Source organism: Novosphingobium sp. (genome assembly GCF_041905565.1).
Lineage (GTDB): Bacteria > Pseudomonadota > Alphaproteobacteria > Sphingomonadales > Sphingomonadaceae > Novosphingobium.
Map to the genome: position 1 here is coordinate 115,486 of NZ_JAYRKX010000009.1, position 14,974 is coordinate 130,459.

Sequence of the window (14,974 nt, forward strand, 5' to 3'; positions counted from 1 at the left end):
CATGGGCACGCTGCGCAGCGCCGCCCTGGTCGGCAATCCCAACGCGGGCAAGAGCGCGCTGTTCAACGCGCTGACCGGCGCGCGCCAGAAGATCGCGAACTATCCGGGGGTCACAGTCGAACGCAAGTCGGGCCGCTTGCAGCTCGCCTCGGGCGAGGCGATCGAGCTGACCGACCTGCCCGGCTCCTATGGCCTCAACGCCACCAGCCCGGACGAGGAAGTGACCCGCAAGGTCATCCTGGGCGAACTGGCCGGGGAACTGCCGCCGCAGGTGCTGGTGGTGGTGCTGGACGCCTCGAACCTCGAACAGCATCTGGTCTTTGCGCAGGAAGTGATCGCGCTGGGGCGGCCCACGGTGGTCGCGCTCAACATGCTGGACCTGGCCGAACGCGACGGGTTGGTGGTCGATCCCTTGGCGCTGGAAGAAGCGCTGGGCGTGCCGGTGGTGCCGACCGTGGCGGTGCGCCGCAAGGGCCTGGCCGAACTGGCCGTCGCGATCGAGGCGGCCGAAGCGCGCGGGAGCGAGCATCACCGCCCGCACACCACGCTGACCGAACGCCGCGTGACCGCGCAGGCGATCGCCCAGGCCGCGATCGTTTCGGAAACATCGCGTCACCGCCTGCACGCCCGGCTTGACCGGCTGCTGCTGCATCCCTGGGCCGGGCCGCTGATCCTGTTCGCGCTGCTGTTCGTGGTGTTCCAGGCGGTGTTCGCCTGGGCCCAGCCGTTCGCCGATGCGCTGGAAGGCGTGGTCGGCTGGATCGCGGGCAAGGCGCACGATGCGCTGCCCGCCGGGCTGCTGCGCGATTTCCTGACCGACGGGGTGCTCGCCGGGGTCGGCTCGGTCGTGGTGTTCCTGCCTCAGATCGTGATCCTGTTCTTCTTCATCCTCGCGCTCGAAGCATCGGGCTACATGGCGCGCGCAGCCTTCCTGATGGACCGGCTGATGGCGCGGATCGGCCTGTCGGGGCGCAGCTTCATTCCGCTGCTCTCCAGCTTCGCCTGCGCGGTGCCGGGGATCATGGCCACGCGCAGCATCACCGATCCCAAGGACCGGCTGACCACGATCCTGATCGCGCCCCTGATGACCTGTTCGGCGCGCCTGCCGGTCTATGCCGTGATCATCGCCGCCTTCATTCCGGCGCGCAGCGTCGGTCCGGGTTTGGGCCTGCAGGGGCTGGTGATGTTCGGCCTGTACATTGCCGGGATCATCGCCGCGATGCTGGTCGCGCTGGTGCTGCGCCGTTCGGTGACCAAGGGCAACGCCGGCGGGTTCATCATGGAACTGCCCAAGTACCAGATGCCGCGCGCGGGCGACCTGGCAATCGGGCTGCTGCAACGCTCGTGGATCTTCCTGCGCCGCGCGGGCACGATCATCCTGACGGTCACGGTGGTCCTCTGGCTGCTGCTCAATTTCCCGCGCGCGGGCGCAGGGCAGGACCAGGTCGATGCTTCGCTGGCGGGCAAGGTGGCCAACGGGCTGGCCGTGGTGGTCGAACCGATCGGTTTCAACCGCGACATCGCGCTGGCGCTGATCCCGGCGATGGCCGCGCGCGAAGTGGCGGTCAGCTCGCTCGCCACGTCCTATGCCGTGGCCAGCGATGACGAGGACGCGCAGGCGATGAAGCTGGGCGCGCAGCTCAAGACCCATTGGTCGCTGGCGACCGCGCTGGCCTTCCTCGCCTGGTTCGTCTTCGCCCCGCAGTGCATGAGCACGATCGCCGTTACCCGGCGCGAAACCAACGGCTGGAAATGGCCCGCCTTCATGCTCGCCTACCTGTTCGGCCTGGCCTATGTCTTTGCCGGGCTGACCTATTGGACGGCGGTGGCGCTGGGGCTGGGCTGAACAGAAATATCCCCGACGCCGCTGGCCCGGCGGCTTGGCACCGTGCCCCCCGATTGGCTAGGTCCGGTCCCTGAATTCAAAGGGACTCGATTCGATGGCAGGCAGCGTCAACAAGGTTATTCTGATCGGCAATCTGGGCGCGGATCCGGAAGTGAAGTCGTTCCAGAACGGTGGCCGGATCGCCAACCTGCGCATCGCGACCAGCGAGCAGTGGAAGGACAAGAACACCGGCGAGCGCAAGGAGCGGACCGAGTGGCACACTGTCGTGCTCAATTCGGACGGCCTGGTCGGCGTGGCCGAACGCTATCTGCGCAAGGGCAGCAAGGTCTACATCGAAGGCCAGCTGCGCACCCGCAAGTGGCAGGACCAGTCCGGCAATGACCGTTACACCACCGAAATCTCGGTCGGCGGCATGGGCGGGGTGCTGACCATGCTGGATGGCGCGCCCGGCGGCGGGCAGGGCGGTGGCGGCGGCCAGCGTTCAGGCGGCGGCGATTGGGGCGGCGGTTCCTCGGTCGGCGGCTATGGCGGCGGCCAGCGCTCGGGCGGCGCCGGATCGGGCGGTTCGTCCGGCGGCGGCTGGAACCAGGGCGGCGGCGGCTCGTCGGGTGGCGGCTTCGGCGACGATCTCGACGACGACATCCCGTTCTGAGGCGCGGCAGCGACGTTCCGAAATGTTAAAAAGTTTTGACATGGCTGCGAGCCAATGTTAAAGGCTTTTTACATTTTTGGGAGAAACAAATGCTGTTTGGTCAGACTTATCGCAGCCGAATGCTGGCGCTCGGTTTCGTATCCTTTGTCGCCATGTTCGGGGCTGGCCTGGTCAACGGCCAGATTGCGCGACTGGGGGCACCAGGCGAAAATTTCTGGCTTATCTATCTCGCACTGCTTTCGGTCTTTGCGATCGGTATGGCGGCAACATTGCCTTGGTGGCGTCGACTAGACGATGTGCAGAAGAGTGGCCATCTGGTCAGTTGGTATTGGGGCGGCATGATTGGCGGCGTCATGGTCGTGCTAGGCTATGTCGCAGCGACCGGGATAGCGAGCGATCTTTCACGAGGGGCCGGTTCGGTTCTCGTGGGTCAAGGTGCCGCTTTTGCAATCGCCTGGTTGATCTGGCGCTGGCGCCTGCGCGCGGCGGCAGAGTGAAGAACCGCCTGCGCGAAATGCGCCGGGCCAGGGGGCTTAATCAGGCTGATCTGGCCGATGCTCTGGAGATTTCGCGCCAGACGATCATCGCGATCGAAGCGGACAAATACGATCCTTCGCTGCCGATGGCCTATCGACTAGCCGCCTTTTTCGACATTCCGGTCGAAGACCTGTTCTTCAACCCCTATCGCTGAGCCAGTCTTCAGCTCTTCAGCAGACCCTTGAGCGCGGCGAACGGCCCGCTCTGGCCTTCATCCAGCATCCCGGCGGCCTGGCGCGCGGCATTGGCGCGCGGGCCGGTGGCGAAGGGGTCAATTGCCAGCGCCATGGTCTGCGCGAGCGCTTCGCCCAGGTCGAACTGGCCGCCGGAATACTCGATCTCGTCAAGCTCCTCGGCTGCCAGTTCCACTTCCTCGGCATGGCTATCCGCAGCGGGGACGAAGCGCAGGTCGACCGGCTCGTCGATCCGCGCCGGCAGGTCATCGCCCGATACCGCGCAGCTTTGCACCACTTCGGCGGTCAGCCGGCCCTTGGCGCTGATCCGCGCGCCGGCCCCGTCCAGCCGGATCGCGGCGTGCAGCGACTTTACCGCGACCAGCGCGAAGCGCTTGGCCAGCGCGGCGCATTCCTCGGCCGTGGCGGTCAGTTCCAGCGGGGCGGTGGGCAGGTGGCGGATGTCGTAGATCCGGGAAAATTCGCTCATGCCAGGTCTCCAGCCAGAATCGCGGCGGCGTCCTTGGTGGCCAGCTGCGCCGCCAGCGTCCGCAGTTCGGCGGCCAGCAGCGCCGGGTCAGCGCCGTCCAGCAGGGTGACGTTGCGGCCGATCGCGGCGAGCAGCGCGGCATCGTCCGCCTGGGCCAGCGCGTCACGCAGCGCGCCCAGCCGGCCGCCCAGCACCATCATCTGCTTGCCGATGTGCTTGCCCACCACCAGATCGCCGACCCCGCTTTCGCGCAGCTGGCCGTCCATGTCGGTGACGAACAGCTCGGTCAGCCGGCCGGTGTGGGGGGCGAGCTCCGCGTCGTGCTCCATCCGCAGCAGCACCAGCGACAGCACCAGCGTGATCGCATCGAACCGCCCGGGCACGGTATCGGCCACGCCGCAGTGGGCATACAGCCGCGGGTTGCGGGCGCGCGCGACCACGGCGTGCCACAGCGGGCGGACGTGGGCGTTGTCGTCGCCTTTGCGACCCAGCAGGCGGGCAAGCAGGCCCATGGCGTTTTGTCCTTCCATTCAGCGGCGATTAAACCGGCGGTGGGCACTTGGCCCAACGCCATTGCCAGCGGCCAGCCTTGGCCTTAAGGCTCGGCGCGATAGTTTACACCGCGCGCTGCCGCAATGCACCAGTGTTGCGCGCCCGGGCGGACAGGAGTTCACGATTGATGCCTTTTGCCGGATCGAAGCTGCGAATGGCGGTGCTGGGTACCGGCCTGGTGCTGGCACTGGGCGCGTGTTCGTCGATCAAGGATCATCGCGGCTACATCGTCGACCAGGCGCTGCTCGATTCGGTGCAGCCGGGGATCGACAACCAGGAATCGGTCGAACGCACCCTGGGCCGGCCGACCTTCGTGTCCGAATTCGGGCGCAAGGACTGGTACTATGTCTCGCAGAACACCCGGCAGGCCGCTTTCAGCCGTCCGCGCGCCAACGAACAGCTGATCCTGCGCATCCGCTTTGACGACAAGGGCAATGTCCTGGCGATCGACAAGGCTGGCCTGGAAAAGGTCGTCCAGCTTGATCCCGACGGCAAGAAGACGCCGACCCTGGGCAAGGACCGCAGCTTCATCGAAGACCTGTTCGGCAATATCGGCACGGTCGGCACCGGTGCGCGCGGGCCCGGCGGCGGGGCGGGCGGCGGCCCGAACGGCAGCTAAGTTCCCGGCTTCAGGTTGAATGATGCGGGATCGGCCATATATCCCGCGCCATGACCAGTTCCTCAGATCGCCACGGCATGATCCCGTGGCACGGCACCACCATCATCGGCGTCAAGCTGGGCGGCAAGACCGTCATCGCCGGCGATGGCCAGGTTTCCATGGGTAACACCGTGATGAAGCCCAATGCCCGCAAGGTGCGGCGGATCGGCGATGGCAGCGTGATCGCGGGCTTTGCCGGGGCCACCGCCGATGCCTTTACCCTGTTCGAACGGCTGGAAAAGAAGCTGGAACAGCACCGCGGCCAGCTGATGCGCGCCGCGGTCGAACTGGCCAAGGACTGGCGCACCGACAAGTACCTGCGCAACCTTGAAGCGCTGATGATCGTGGCCGACAAGGACACCATGCTGGTGTTGACCGGCAATGGCGACGTGCTGGAACCCGAAGGCGGCGTCACCGCGATCGGCTCGGGCGGCAACTATGCCCTGTCCGCCGCGCGGGCGCTGGTCGATTACGAACAGGACGCCGAAAAGATCGCCCGCCGCGCGATGCAGGTCGCGGCAGAAGTCTGCGTTTTCACCAATGACCGCGTGACGGTGGAAGTGATCTGATTGCCATGAACGATACCCTGACCCCCAAGGCGATCGTCGCCGCGCTCGACGAACACATCATCGGCCAGGCCGATGCCAAGAAGGCCGTGGCCGTGGCGCTGCGCAACCGCTGGCGCCGCCAGCGCCTCTCCGCCGAACTGCGCGACGAGGTGACGCCCAAGAACATCCTGATGATCGGGCCCACGGGCTGCGGCAAGACCGAGATCAGCCGCCGCCTGGCCAAGCTGGCCGACGCGCCGTTCGTCAAGGTCGAGGCGACCAAGTTCACCGAGGTCGGCTATGTCGGCCGCGACGTCGAACAGATCGCCCGTGACCTCGCCGAAGAGGCGATTCGCCTGGAGAAGGAGCGCCGCCGCGAGGCCGTGCGCGATGCGGCCGAAAAGGCGGCGATGGACCGCCTGCTGAAAGCCCTGGTCGGTGACGGGGCGAGCGAAGCGACCCGCGAGAGCTTCCGCCAGCGCATCGCCGAACAGGCGATGGACGGGGTGGAAGTCGAAATCGAGGTCGAGGACGCACCGGCCATGCCGTTCGACATTCCCGGGATGCCGGGCAATGTCGGCATGATCAACCTGTCGGACATGATGTCCAAGGCGATGGGCAAGCAGAACCTCAAGCGCCGCAAGCTCAAGGTCCCCGAAGCCTGGAGCAAGCTGGTCGACGAGGAAGCCGAAAAGCGCATGGACCAGGACGACGTTGCCCGCGTTGCCCTGGCCAATGCCGAAACCAACGGGATCGTCTTCATCGACGAGATCGACAAGATCGCCGTGTCCGACGTGCGCGGCGGCTCGGTCAGCCGCGAGGGCGTGCAGCGCGACCTGCTGCCGCTGATCGAGGGCACCACGGTCGCCACCAAGTACGGCCCGATGAAGACCGACCACGTGCTGTTCATCGCCAGCGGCGCGTTCCACGTCGCCAAGCCCAGCGACATGCTGCCCGAATTGCAGGGCCGCCTGCCGATCCGGGTCGAGCTGAAGGCGCTGAGCGAGGAGGACTTCGTCCGCATCCTGGCCGAAACCCGCGCCAACCTGGTCGAACAGTACCGCGCGCTGCTGGCGACCGAGAAGGTGACGCTCGACATCACCCCCGAAGCGGTGCGCGAGGTCGCCCGGATCGCCGCGCAAGTGAACGAGGCGGTCGAGAACATCGGCGCCCGCCGCCTGCAGACCGTGATGGAAAAGCTGCTCGAGGACCTCAGCTTCGAAGCCGAAGATCGCAGCGGCGAGACGGTGACCGTCGATGCCGCCTATGTCAGCGAGCGCCTGTCCGGGCTGGCCCGCGATACCGACCTCAGCAAGTATATATTGTAGCCGACCGACTGGCTGGAGCTGCGCTGCCCCTGATTTCGTCATTGCGAGGAGCGCAGCGACGAAGCAATCCAGAGCGATGCAACGCAGCATTCAGCCGGCAGTCTATATCCTGGCCAGTTCACGCAACGGCACGATCTATGTCGGGGTCACCTCCGACCTCGTGCAACGCGTCTGGCAGCACCGCGAGGGCGTCGCGGATGGCTTCACGGAGAGATACGGTTGCAAGGTCCTTGTCTGGTACGAACTGCATTCGACAATGGAGCATGCGATTGCGCGCGAGAAGCAGATCAAGGGTGGGTCCCGCAAGCGCAAGCTGGCTTTGATCGAGCTGAACAATCCGCAGTGGCGCGACCTCTACCCTGAGATCTGCGCTTGAGAGATGAACGGTGGCAGCCGCTCCTGGATTGCTTCGTTGCTGCGCTCCTCGCAATGACGGGAGACATGATGTAGTGTCCTGCCCCATGCACCAGACCCCCGAGGACCGCCCGATCTACCGCTTGCTGACCGGCAAGGACGACCGCGCCTTTTGCGAGCGGGTGTCCGAGGCGCTGGCGCAGGGCTGGCGGCTCTATGGTTCGCCGACGATCACCTGGGACGAGGAAGGCGGCTGCATGAAGGCGGCGCAGGCCGTGGTCTGGCACGAAGCCGACGTGGTCAAGCGCTAGGCGAAGCGCACTTCCGTGCCGGTCATCGCGATCTCCAGCGGGGTCGTGCCGCCGGTGTCGCCGTCGCACTGCACCGGCACCGGCAGCGCTGACCGCACGGTGACCTGCCGGGCATCGCAAACCAGCGTTCCCGGCATCGGCTTGCTGGGCCCCAGCAACGTTCGCAGCGCCAGCGCGGCCAGGTCGCGGCGGCGCGCGCGGGGCAGGATCAGCACGCGCAGGCGATCGTTGAGCAGCCCCGCCTGGCTGTCGAGCGTCCAGGGGCCGGCATAGAATTTGCCGCGCAGCACGAACAGCGCTTCGGCGCGGTGCACGGTCCCATCGCAGTTCACTTCGATTGCGGTGCGCGGCCAGTCGCGCAGCGCCCTGGCCATGGCGGCCAAATAGGCTAATCGCCCGATCCGGGCCTTGAGCGGTTCCGACAGCGCGGCGACCGCATGGGCATCGGCGCCGACCGAGACGCAGCACAGGAAGGCGAGCCCGTTAAGCGCTGCCAGCCTGACCGGCAGCGGGCTGCGGCATTCCTCGATCCGGGCGGCAAAGTGCCGGGGATCGGCTGGATAACCCAATTCGCGCGCCAGCAGGTTGATCGTTCCGGCAGGATAGACTGCGACCGGGGGCAGGGCGGCGACATCGGTCTGGGCGGCAATCACCAGTTGCGCGGTGCCATCGCCGCCGCAGATGCAGATCAGGTCCACGCCGGGAGCATCCGCGCGGGCATTGAAGTCCTGGCTGTCGTGATGGCTCGTCTCGTGGCCGCGCCGGTCCAACACCCGGGCCAGCGCGGCGACGCGGGCCAGCCGGGCGGAGGCCATGCGCTGGTTGTAGACGAGCGCGATTCTCACTCGGCAGCCTCGCCCAGTTCCTCGATCGCTTCGGCCTGGCGCGCCCACATTTCGGCATAGAGCCCGCCCATCCGCAGCAGTTCGGCGTGGCTGCCGCTTTCCGCCAATTGTCCCTGATCCAGCACGAAGATCCGGTCGGCATCGGCGATGGTCGACAGGCGGTGGGCAATCGACAGGCTGGTGCGCCCTTCGGCGACCGAATGGAGCGTGGCGAGAATGTCCTGTTCGGTCCGCGTGTCGAGCGCGCTGGTCGCTTCATCGAGCAGCAGGATCGGCGGGTTCTTGACCAGGGTGCGGGCGATGGCGACGCGCTGCTTTTCCCCGCCCGACAGTTTCAGCCCGCGTTCGCCCACTTCGGTCTCGAAGCCCTGCGGCAGGCGGCCGATCAGGTCCATCAGCGCCGCGCCGCGCGCCGCGGCCTCGACTTCGGCCAGATCGGCGCCGTCACGGCCATAGGCGATGTTGTAGCCGATGGTGTCGTTGAACAGCACCGAATCCTGCGGAACGATGCCGATTGCCTGGCGCAGGCTGGCCTGGGTGACCTGGGCAATGTCCTGCCCGTCGATCAGGATCCGGCCCTGCTGCGGATCGTAGAAGCGGAACAGCAGCCGGGCGATGGTGCTCTTGCCCGCGCCGCTCGGGCCGACCAGCGCAACCTGCGCGCCGGCGGGCACTTCGAAGGACAGGCCTTTCAGGATGGTGCGGTCCGGCTCGTACCCGAACACCACGTTGTCGAACACCAGCGCCGGGCGGCGGCTGACCACCAGCGCGGGCGCGCCGGCCGCATCGCGCACTTCCACTTCGGTGTCGATCAGCTTGAACATCGCCGCCATGTCGATCAGCCCCTGGCGGATCGTGCGATAGACCATGCCCAGCATGTCGAGCGGGCGGAACAGCTGGGTCAGGAAGGTCTGGACGAAGACCAGCTGGCCAACGGTATAGTCCCCCTTGGCCCAGCCCCACACGGTGTGGGCCATCGCCCCGGCCATCAGCAGGTTGACCACCAGCGCCTGCGCGATGTTGAGCAGGCCAAGCGAGTTTTCGCTTTTTACGGCCGCATCGGCATAGGCGCGGGTCGCCTGGGCATAGCGGGCTTCCTCGCGCGGTTCGGCGGAGAAGTATTTCACCGTCTCGTAGTTGAGCAGCGAATCGACCGCGCGAGACAGCGCCTGCCCGTCCAGCTTGTTCATCTGTTCGCGCAGCGCCGTGCGCCATTCGGTGATCCAGCGCGTGACCAGGATATAGGCGATGACCGCCACGGCGGTTGCCGCGACCAGCCCCCAGCCGAAGTTGAGGTAGAAGATCACCGCCACCACCGACAGTTCGATCACGGTCGGGGCGATGTTGAACAACATGAAATAGAGCATCACGTCGATGCTCTTGGTGCCGCGCTCGATCACCTTGGTCACTTCGCCGGTGCGGCGGGCGAGGTGGAAGCGCAGGCTGAGCTGGTGCAGCCGCGCGAACACGTCCTCGGCCAGCTGGCGGGTCGCTTCCTGGCCAACCCGTTCGAACACGATGTTGCGCAGGTTGTCGAACACCACCCCGCCGAGCCGCCCGGCGGCATAGGCCAGTACGAAGACCATCGCCAGTTGCAGCAGCGCCGGGCCGCGCAGGCTCATCGTGTCGACTGACCATTTGAGCAGGTAAGGCAGTGTCAGCGATACCGCCTTGCTGGCCAGGATCAGCAGAAAGGCAAAGGCGATCCGCCAGCGCAGCGCCGGACGGTCGCTCGGCCACAGGTAGGGCAGGAAACGGCGCAGCGTGCCCCAGCCATCGTGGCGGGCTTCACTGGCGGCGGCGGGAAAATCGGGAGGCATCGCGCCTATCTAGGCCCGACGCCCGGAAAGGAAAGCCTAGAGCGTCGCCCGCGGCAGGTCGAACAGGATCTTGCGGCTGGCGAAATCGATCGCCACCCGGTCGAAACTGCGCAGGTCGCGCATCCCCAGCAGCAGGGCGGGCTTCTTGCCCAGGCCCAGCGCGTCGAACGCCGGAGCGGCGGCAAAGGCGATCCACACGTTGTTGAGCTGCATGTCCTGGATCTTCAGCGCGCGGCCGAACCCGATCTGCGCCTCGATCGTCTGGCCGGTCACGCTGTTGAGCGTGGTCGTGCCGTGGTGTGCCCGCCGGCTGAGCGCGCGTTGCAGCGCCAGGTTGCCGATCGAGTTTTCCGCGCCGGTATCGATCACCACGCTGGTCTGCACCCCGTCGATCCGGGCATCGGCCATGATCAGCTGGCCCGACATCCGCCGCGCGGTGACGACGATTTCGTAGCCGGCATTGCCGCCCAGGCTCTTGGCGTCGTTGATCGCCATCAGACCCTTGCGGAAATCCATCAGCACGCGCTGGTCCTGCAGGCTGTCCAGCCCGATGATCCCGTCCGCGCCGATATGTTCGCCGCGCAGCAGCGGCGCCATCAGCCCGTAGTAAGAGCGCCGGCCGAGGTCGATCTGGTCGATGTCGACCGTGTCGACCATCTCGCTGCCCGCGACGCCGACCAGCTTGGCCCGGCGGTTGGGGACCAGCGCCAGCTTGCTGGCCAGCGCGGTGGAAATCACCGTGTTCTGCGCGCCGGTATCGATCAGGAACTGGAACGGCCCCTGATCCAGCACGCGCACGGGCACGGTCATCCGGTCGTGCCGGTCGCGATTGAGCTCGACCACGTCGGTCTGGCCGGCCTGCGGCACGCCGTCCTGCGTGGCGAGGCCCGGAAAGGCGGCCAGCAGCGGAATCAGCGGCGCGAACAGCGGATGCATCGGCATGCGATCCTCTCCATCTTCTCGGCCAAGCTTACGCCAACATGCGGCAAGCCGCCATGCCGCTGGTCGAAAGCGCGGCGCGGCTGGTCGGCATTTGCCTTTGTTTAAGAGGAGCGTGCTAGTCCGGGCGGCATGTTGATGCTGCGCCACAAGATCGAACGCAAGCTGCGCGAGGCGCAGTTCCTGCGCGAGGCCCGCGCCGTGCTGCGCACCCCGCCGCTGCGCGCGGCGGACGATGGGCTGGTGCTGTTCTCGATGATCGGCACCAAGGTGCTGCTGCCCTACCTGGTCGCGGTCAAGTCGCTCCACGCGCAGCTGCGCCGGGGGCGGGTGGTGATCCTCGACGATGGCACGCTGACCGATGCTGACAATGCGGTGCTGGCGGAGCATCTGGATAGTCCCCGGATCATCCCGATCGCCTCGGTCGATACCGGGCCGTGCCCGGTCGGCGGCACCTGGGAACGCCTGCTGACGATCCTTGACCTGCGGCGTGACCACTATGTGATCCAGCTCGATTCCGACACGGTCACGCTGGGGCCGGTGGACGAGATTGCCGAGGCCATCGCGGCGGGGTGCAGCTTTACCCTGCGCGGCGGCTGGGATGCTGAAGTGCTGCCGCTGGCGCAAGTCTCGGACCGGGCCCGCGCAGCGGCCGGGCCGGGGCGGGTCCATGTCCAGTCCGCAATCGAACAGGCGATGGAAGCGATGGCCATCCCGGGACGGCCGGACCTGCACTATGCGCGCGGCTGTTCGGGCTTTGCCGGGTTCGCGCCGGGCAGCGATGGACGCGCCCTTGCCGAAGCATTCTCGGCCGAGGCCGAGCGCCTGATCGGCGCGGCCAAGTGGTCCGAATGGGGCAGTGAGCAGGTCACCTCGAACTTCGTCATCGCGAACGAGGTGGACGCCTTGCTGCTGCCTTATGACCGCTATCTCAACTATTGGGACGAGCCGGTGGGGGCAACCGTGCCCTTCGTCCACTTTGTCGGCACGCACCGCTATACGCGCGGGGCCTATGCCCAGGCGGCCCGTCAGGTGATCGGCGCGCTGGGCCGTTAAGGCCGCCACGCCGCCGCGCTACCTCTTGCGGACCAGCGCCCAGGCCTCGGTCAGCCGCTCGCGCGAGAACACCCACAGCCACAGGCCATAGGTTGCCCCGCCCGCCGCGGCGAGCGCGACCAGGTGGGGTAGGGGCGGCCAGTGACCTAGCAGGTGGTCCGCCAGCGTTACCACCAGCGCCATGGCGCCGCCCGCCAGCGCCGCCGGCAGCAGGGCCTGGATCAGGCGCGGCACGGTCAGCCCCAGCACCGGCATGGCCCAGGCGGCGGTGACGAAGGTGACGATCGGATAGCCCAGCAGCCAGGCCGCGGCGATGCCCTCGGCCCCGTCCCAGCGCACGCCCAGGTAGAACGCCAGCGGCATGACCACCGCGCCCAGCACCGCGCTGCGCGTGGCGATGCCCGGGCGGCCGACCGCATTGGTGGCCGGCGCGAACAATACGTGCAGCGTCATGAACGGCATGGCCAGCGCCAGCAGGCGCACCACCGGGGCGGCGGGCAGCCACTTGTCGCCCAGCATGACCTGGATCGCCGGTTCGGCCGCCACGGCCAGCCCCAGGCAGAACGGCATGGCCAGCAGCATGATCGCGCGGACCTTGGTCAGGAAGCCTTCGGCCAGCGCGGCGGGATCGTCCTGCATCCGGGCATAGGCGGAAAAGGCCACCTCGTTCAGCGGCGGCACCACCTTGTTGACGAAGATCTGTGCGAGGAACAGGCTGGTGGTATAGAGGCCCAGCTGGTGGGCAGGCAGCATCCGCCCGGCGATGATGATGTCGGCCTGGGTCTGGAGGAACCAGAACACCTGCCCGGCCATGATCACCCCGCCATAATCCGCCAGTGCCTTGGCCCCGCGAAAGTCGAAGCTGGGCCACATCCAGGCGCGGGCCATGGTCATCATCCCCAGCGCGCGGGCGACAAAGCCGGTCAGCGGCGCGACGATCAGCGTCCAGACTCCGAGGCCCGACATGGCCCCGGCCAGCGCCACCAGCGCCGAAAGGATCGCCGAGCCGACGTTGACCTGCGCCTGCTTGCGAAAGTCGAGCTCGCGCGACAGCACCGCATAGCCCAGGGCCAGGAACGGGTTGGTAAGATAGATCAGCGACTGCACCTGAAGGAGCGCGGTTACGCGCGGCTGCTGATAATAGGCCGCGACCAAGGGCGCGGTGACGAACTGCAAGGCCGCCAGCGCGCCATTGACCACGATCAGCAGGCCGAACAGCTGGCGCAGCTGCTGCTGCCCGCCGCTGCGATCCTGGATCGCGGCATTGGCAAAGCCATAACCGTTGAGCAGACCCAGCAGCACCAGCACCACCGATGTCATCGCGAACAGGCCGTAATCCTCGGGCGCAAGGATGCGGATCACCAGGAAGGTGGAAGCCCAGCTCAGCAGCTGGCTGAACACTTGGGTGCCCGAACGCCAGATCACCGCGCTGCGCACCTGGCTGCGCAGGCTGCCGGCGCTGGCCGCTTCGCTCGCGGCGGTCACAGCGCGGCGCCTTCCCCCAGCAGCGCGCCCAGCCCGCCCGAATCGTTGCCCCGGCTGTGCGCCCGGCGGCGCCAGGCCAGCATCGGCCGCGCCAGCCCCGGGAAGATGCGCCACACGGCAAAGGACAGGGCCCAGACCGGCCCGCCCACGCGCGACTTCACCTTGCGCAGTTCCGCCAGACCCCGGGCCGTGTCGCCATCAACCACCCGGTCGATCGCGTGCTCGAAGGCCAGCGCTTCCTCGCTCTCTGCAATCAGCCGGGTCAGCAAGGGTTGTTCGGGCGCATCTGCGGGCAGGGCGGCGCGGGCCTTCTCGTAGACCCGGATATTGCCCATCAACATCCGGCCCGCATGGGCCGAAGCCGAATTGGGCCGGACCCGGTATTCGCCCATTATCTTGTCGACATACCAGGCATGGCCGCCCAGCTCCATCAGCCGGACCCACAGGTCAAAGTCCTCGGATTGGGCCATGGTGGTATCGAATCCCCCCACCCGGTCAAAGTCGGCGCGGCGGAAGGTCGTGCCGATATATACGCCGAAGCTGCGGTCGAGCACATCGGCCAGGGTGCCGCGTGAGCCATCGCCCGTGCCCTGCTTGGTCTGGAAGCACAGCCGCTCCTGCGGCACCGCGCCAAAGATTAGCGCATTGCAGGTCGCCAGGCGGATCGCCGGTTCACTCTCGAGCAGCGCCGCCATGGTGGCCAGGTAATCGGGCCGGAAGCGGTCATCCCCATCGAGCAGCGCGATCAGGGGCGCGTGCGTGGCCGCGATCGCGGTGTTGCGCGCCGCGGATACGCCCTGGTTGCGTGTTGCAAGGAAGGTGATGCGCGGATCGGCAAGATAAGGGGCGACCGCGCCGGCCACGTCATCGGGCGCGCCGTCGTCGATCACGACACATTCCCAGTCCTGCAACTCCTGCGCGAGCAGGGAATCCAGCGCCTCGCCCAACAGGTGCGCAACGCCATAGGCGGGAACGATCACCGCGATACGGGGCTGGATCGGTGAATTGGATGAATCTGCGACCTCGAACATGCCGAACCTATAGCCGGGGGGTATTAAACAAGCCTCTACGCATGCGCCTGCGCCGGATTCGCCAGAGGAAGTACGGTCTAAAACGGGGGGAGGGGTGTCAGCCGCAAGCTCTCCTCAAGCCGCCGATTGGCCAGGAATCGCGGATTTCCGGGGCTTTTGCGAAAAACTGAAACAAAACTGCAAAAAGGCGTTGACCGAATCAAAGGTCACCCTTAGAGGCCGCGTCACCGGACGGGAACGCTGCTTCAACGGCAAGAACGCTCTGGTCGCCGACATAGACGGGCAACAAGTCCCCCGAGGTTTAAAATCGGGGAACACTGGTTGTCCGCGTTAGATTGTTGGCGGCTCT

The 14,974-nt window shown here is 66.9% G+C and carries 17 protein-coding genes; 10 read left to right on the plus strand and 7 right to left on the minus strand.

What is annotated here, in order from left to right:
• The first annotated feature begins 1 nt into the window (after position 1).
• The 4 genes from ACE3N9_RS09395 to ACE3N9_RS09410 all read left to right on the plus strand — a co-directional run bounded on the left by ACE3N9_RS09395 (position 2) and on the right by ACE3N9_RS09410 (position 3,189).
• Positions 2-1,846, plus strand: a complete 1,845-nt coding sequence (locus tag ACE3N9_RS09395) for a ferrous iron transporter B (protein WP_374283160.1) — start codon at positions 2-4, stop codon at positions 1,844-1,846.
• A 94-nt stretch (positions 1,847-1,940) separates the two neighbouring features.
• The gene (gene ssb / locus ACE3N9_RS09400) at positions 1,941-2,498 is read left to right on the plus strand and encodes a single-stranded DNA-binding protein (protein ID WP_374283162.1); all 558 of its coding nucleotides are present in this window, start codon (positions 1,941-1,943) and stop codon (positions 2,496-2,498) included.
• A gap of 89 nt (positions 2,499-2,587) precedes the next feature.
• Complete coding sequence (locus ACE3N9_RS09405; protein WP_374283164.1) at positions 2,588-2,995, plus strand: hypothetical protein; 408 nt, start codon at positions 2,588-2,590, stop codon at positions 2,993-2,995.
• Positions 2,992-3,189: a helix-turn-helix transcriptional regulator gene (locus ACE3N9_RS09410; RefSeq protein ID WP_374283166.1), complete on the plus strand. Its 198-nt coding sequence runs from the start codon at positions 2,992-2,994 to the stop codon at positions 3,187-3,189. Before ACE3N9_RS09405 ends, ACE3N9_RS09410 begins: the two co-directional genes overlap by 4 nt.
• 8 nt (positions 3,190-3,197) lie before the next feature.
• On the opposite strand, the gene ACE3N9_RS09415 is transcribed toward ACE3N9_RS09410, so the two are convergent.
• Together ACE3N9_RS09415 and ACE3N9_RS09420 are read right to left on the minus strand one after the other, a co-directional pair.
• Positions 3,198-3,698, minus strand: coding sequence for a DUF177 domain-containing protein (locus ACE3N9_RS09415; protein WP_374283169.1), 501 nt, complete (start codon positions 3,696-3,698; stop codon positions 3,198-3,200).
• Positions 3,695-4,210, minus strand: a complete 516-nt coding sequence (locus tag ACE3N9_RS09420; protein ID WP_374283172.1) for a ubiquinol-cytochrome C chaperone family protein — start codon at positions 4,208-4,210, stop codon at positions 3,695-3,697. Before ACE3N9_RS09420 ends, ACE3N9_RS09415 begins: the two co-directional genes overlap by 4 nt.
• A 167-nt stretch (positions 4,211-4,377) precedes the next feature.
• On the opposite strand from ACE3N9_RS09420, the gene ACE3N9_RS09425 reads away from it, so the two are divergent.
• The 5 genes from ACE3N9_RS09425 to ACE3N9_RS09445 all read left to right on the plus strand — a co-directional run bounded on the left by ACE3N9_RS09425 (position 4,378) and on the right by ACE3N9_RS09445 (position 7,449).
• Positions 4,378-4,869 (plus strand): outer membrane protein assembly factor BamE, encoded by a 492-nt coding sequence (locus ACE3N9_RS09425; RefSeq protein WP_374283174.1) that lies wholly within the window; start codon positions 4,378-4,380, stop codon positions 4,867-4,869.
• A gap of 50 nt (positions 4,870-4,919) precedes the next feature.
• Positions 4,920-5,477 carry an ATP-dependent protease subunit HslV gene (hslV, locus tag ACE3N9_RS09430; RefSeq protein ID WP_374283176.1) on the plus strand — a complete coding sequence of 186 codons (558 nt, stop codon included), beginning with the start codon at positions 4,920-4,922 and terminating at the stop codon, positions 5,475-5,477.
• A gap of 5 nt (positions 5,478-5,482) precedes the next feature.
• Complete coding sequence (gene hslU / locus ACE3N9_RS09435) at positions 5,483-6,784, plus strand: ATP-dependent protease ATPase subunit HslU (protein ID WP_374283178.1); 1,302 nt, start codon at positions 5,483-5,485, stop codon at positions 6,782-6,784.
• A gap of 76 nt (positions 6,785-6,860) precedes the next feature.
• A complete protein-coding gene (locus tag ACE3N9_RS09440; protein WP_374283180.1) occupies positions 6,861-7,160 on the plus strand; it encodes a GIY-YIG nuclease family protein in 300 nt (99 codons plus the stop codon).
• 85 nt (positions 7,161-7,245) lie between these two features.
• A complete protein-coding gene (locus ACE3N9_RS09445) occupies positions 7,246-7,449 on the plus strand; it encodes a DUF1737 domain-containing protein (RefSeq protein WP_374283182.1) in 204 nt (67 codons plus the stop codon).
• On the opposite strand, the gene ACE3N9_RS09450 is transcribed toward ACE3N9_RS09445, so the two are convergent.
• From ACE3N9_RS09450 to ACE3N9_RS09460, 3 genes are read right to left on the minus strand one after another with little or no spacing between them, the layout of a single operon-like run.
• Positions 7,446-8,294: a diacylglycerol kinase family protein gene (locus ACE3N9_RS09450; RefSeq protein ID WP_374283185.1), complete on the minus strand. Its 849-nt coding sequence runs from the start codon at positions 8,292-8,294 to the stop codon at positions 7,446-7,448. The two genes, ACE3N9_RS09445 and ACE3N9_RS09450, sit on opposite strands and share 4 nt — an antisense overlap.
• Positions 8,291-10,114 (minus strand): ABC transporter ATP-binding protein/permease, encoded by a 1,824-nt coding sequence (locus ACE3N9_RS09455; protein ID WP_374283187.1) that lies wholly within the window; start codon positions 10,112-10,114, stop codon positions 8,291-8,293. Before ACE3N9_RS09455 ends, ACE3N9_RS09450 begins: the two co-directional genes overlap by 4 nt.
• A 36-nt stretch (positions 10,115-10,150) precedes the next feature.
• Positions 10,151-11,056, minus strand: a complete 906-nt coding sequence (locus ACE3N9_RS09460; protein WP_374283189.1) for an aspartyl protease family protein — start codon at positions 11,054-11,056, stop codon at positions 10,151-10,153.
• 129 nt (positions 11,057-11,185) lie between these two features.
• On the opposite strand from ACE3N9_RS09460, the gene ACE3N9_RS09465 reads away from it, so the two are divergent.
• Positions 11,186-12,109 (plus strand): hypothetical protein, encoded by a 924-nt coding sequence (locus ACE3N9_RS09465; RefSeq protein WP_374283191.1) that lies wholly within the window; start codon positions 11,186-11,188, stop codon positions 12,107-12,109.
• A gap of 18 nt (positions 12,110-12,127) precedes the next feature.
• On the opposite strand, the gene ACE3N9_RS09470 is transcribed toward ACE3N9_RS09465, so the two are convergent.
• Both ACE3N9_RS09470 and ACE3N9_RS09475 read right to left on the minus strand, forming a co-directional pair.
• Positions 12,128-13,594, minus strand: a complete 1,467-nt coding sequence (locus ACE3N9_RS09470; protein WP_374283193.1) for a lipopolysaccharide biosynthesis protein — start codon at positions 13,592-13,594, stop codon at positions 12,128-12,130.
• Positions 13,591-14,625, minus strand: a complete 1,035-nt coding sequence (locus ACE3N9_RS09475) for a glycosyltransferase family 2 protein (RefSeq protein ID WP_374283195.1) — start codon at positions 14,623-14,625, stop codon at positions 13,591-13,593. Before ACE3N9_RS09475 ends, ACE3N9_RS09470 begins: the two co-directional genes overlap by 4 nt.
• Between the last annotated feature and the right edge of the window lie 349 nt (positions 14,626-14,974).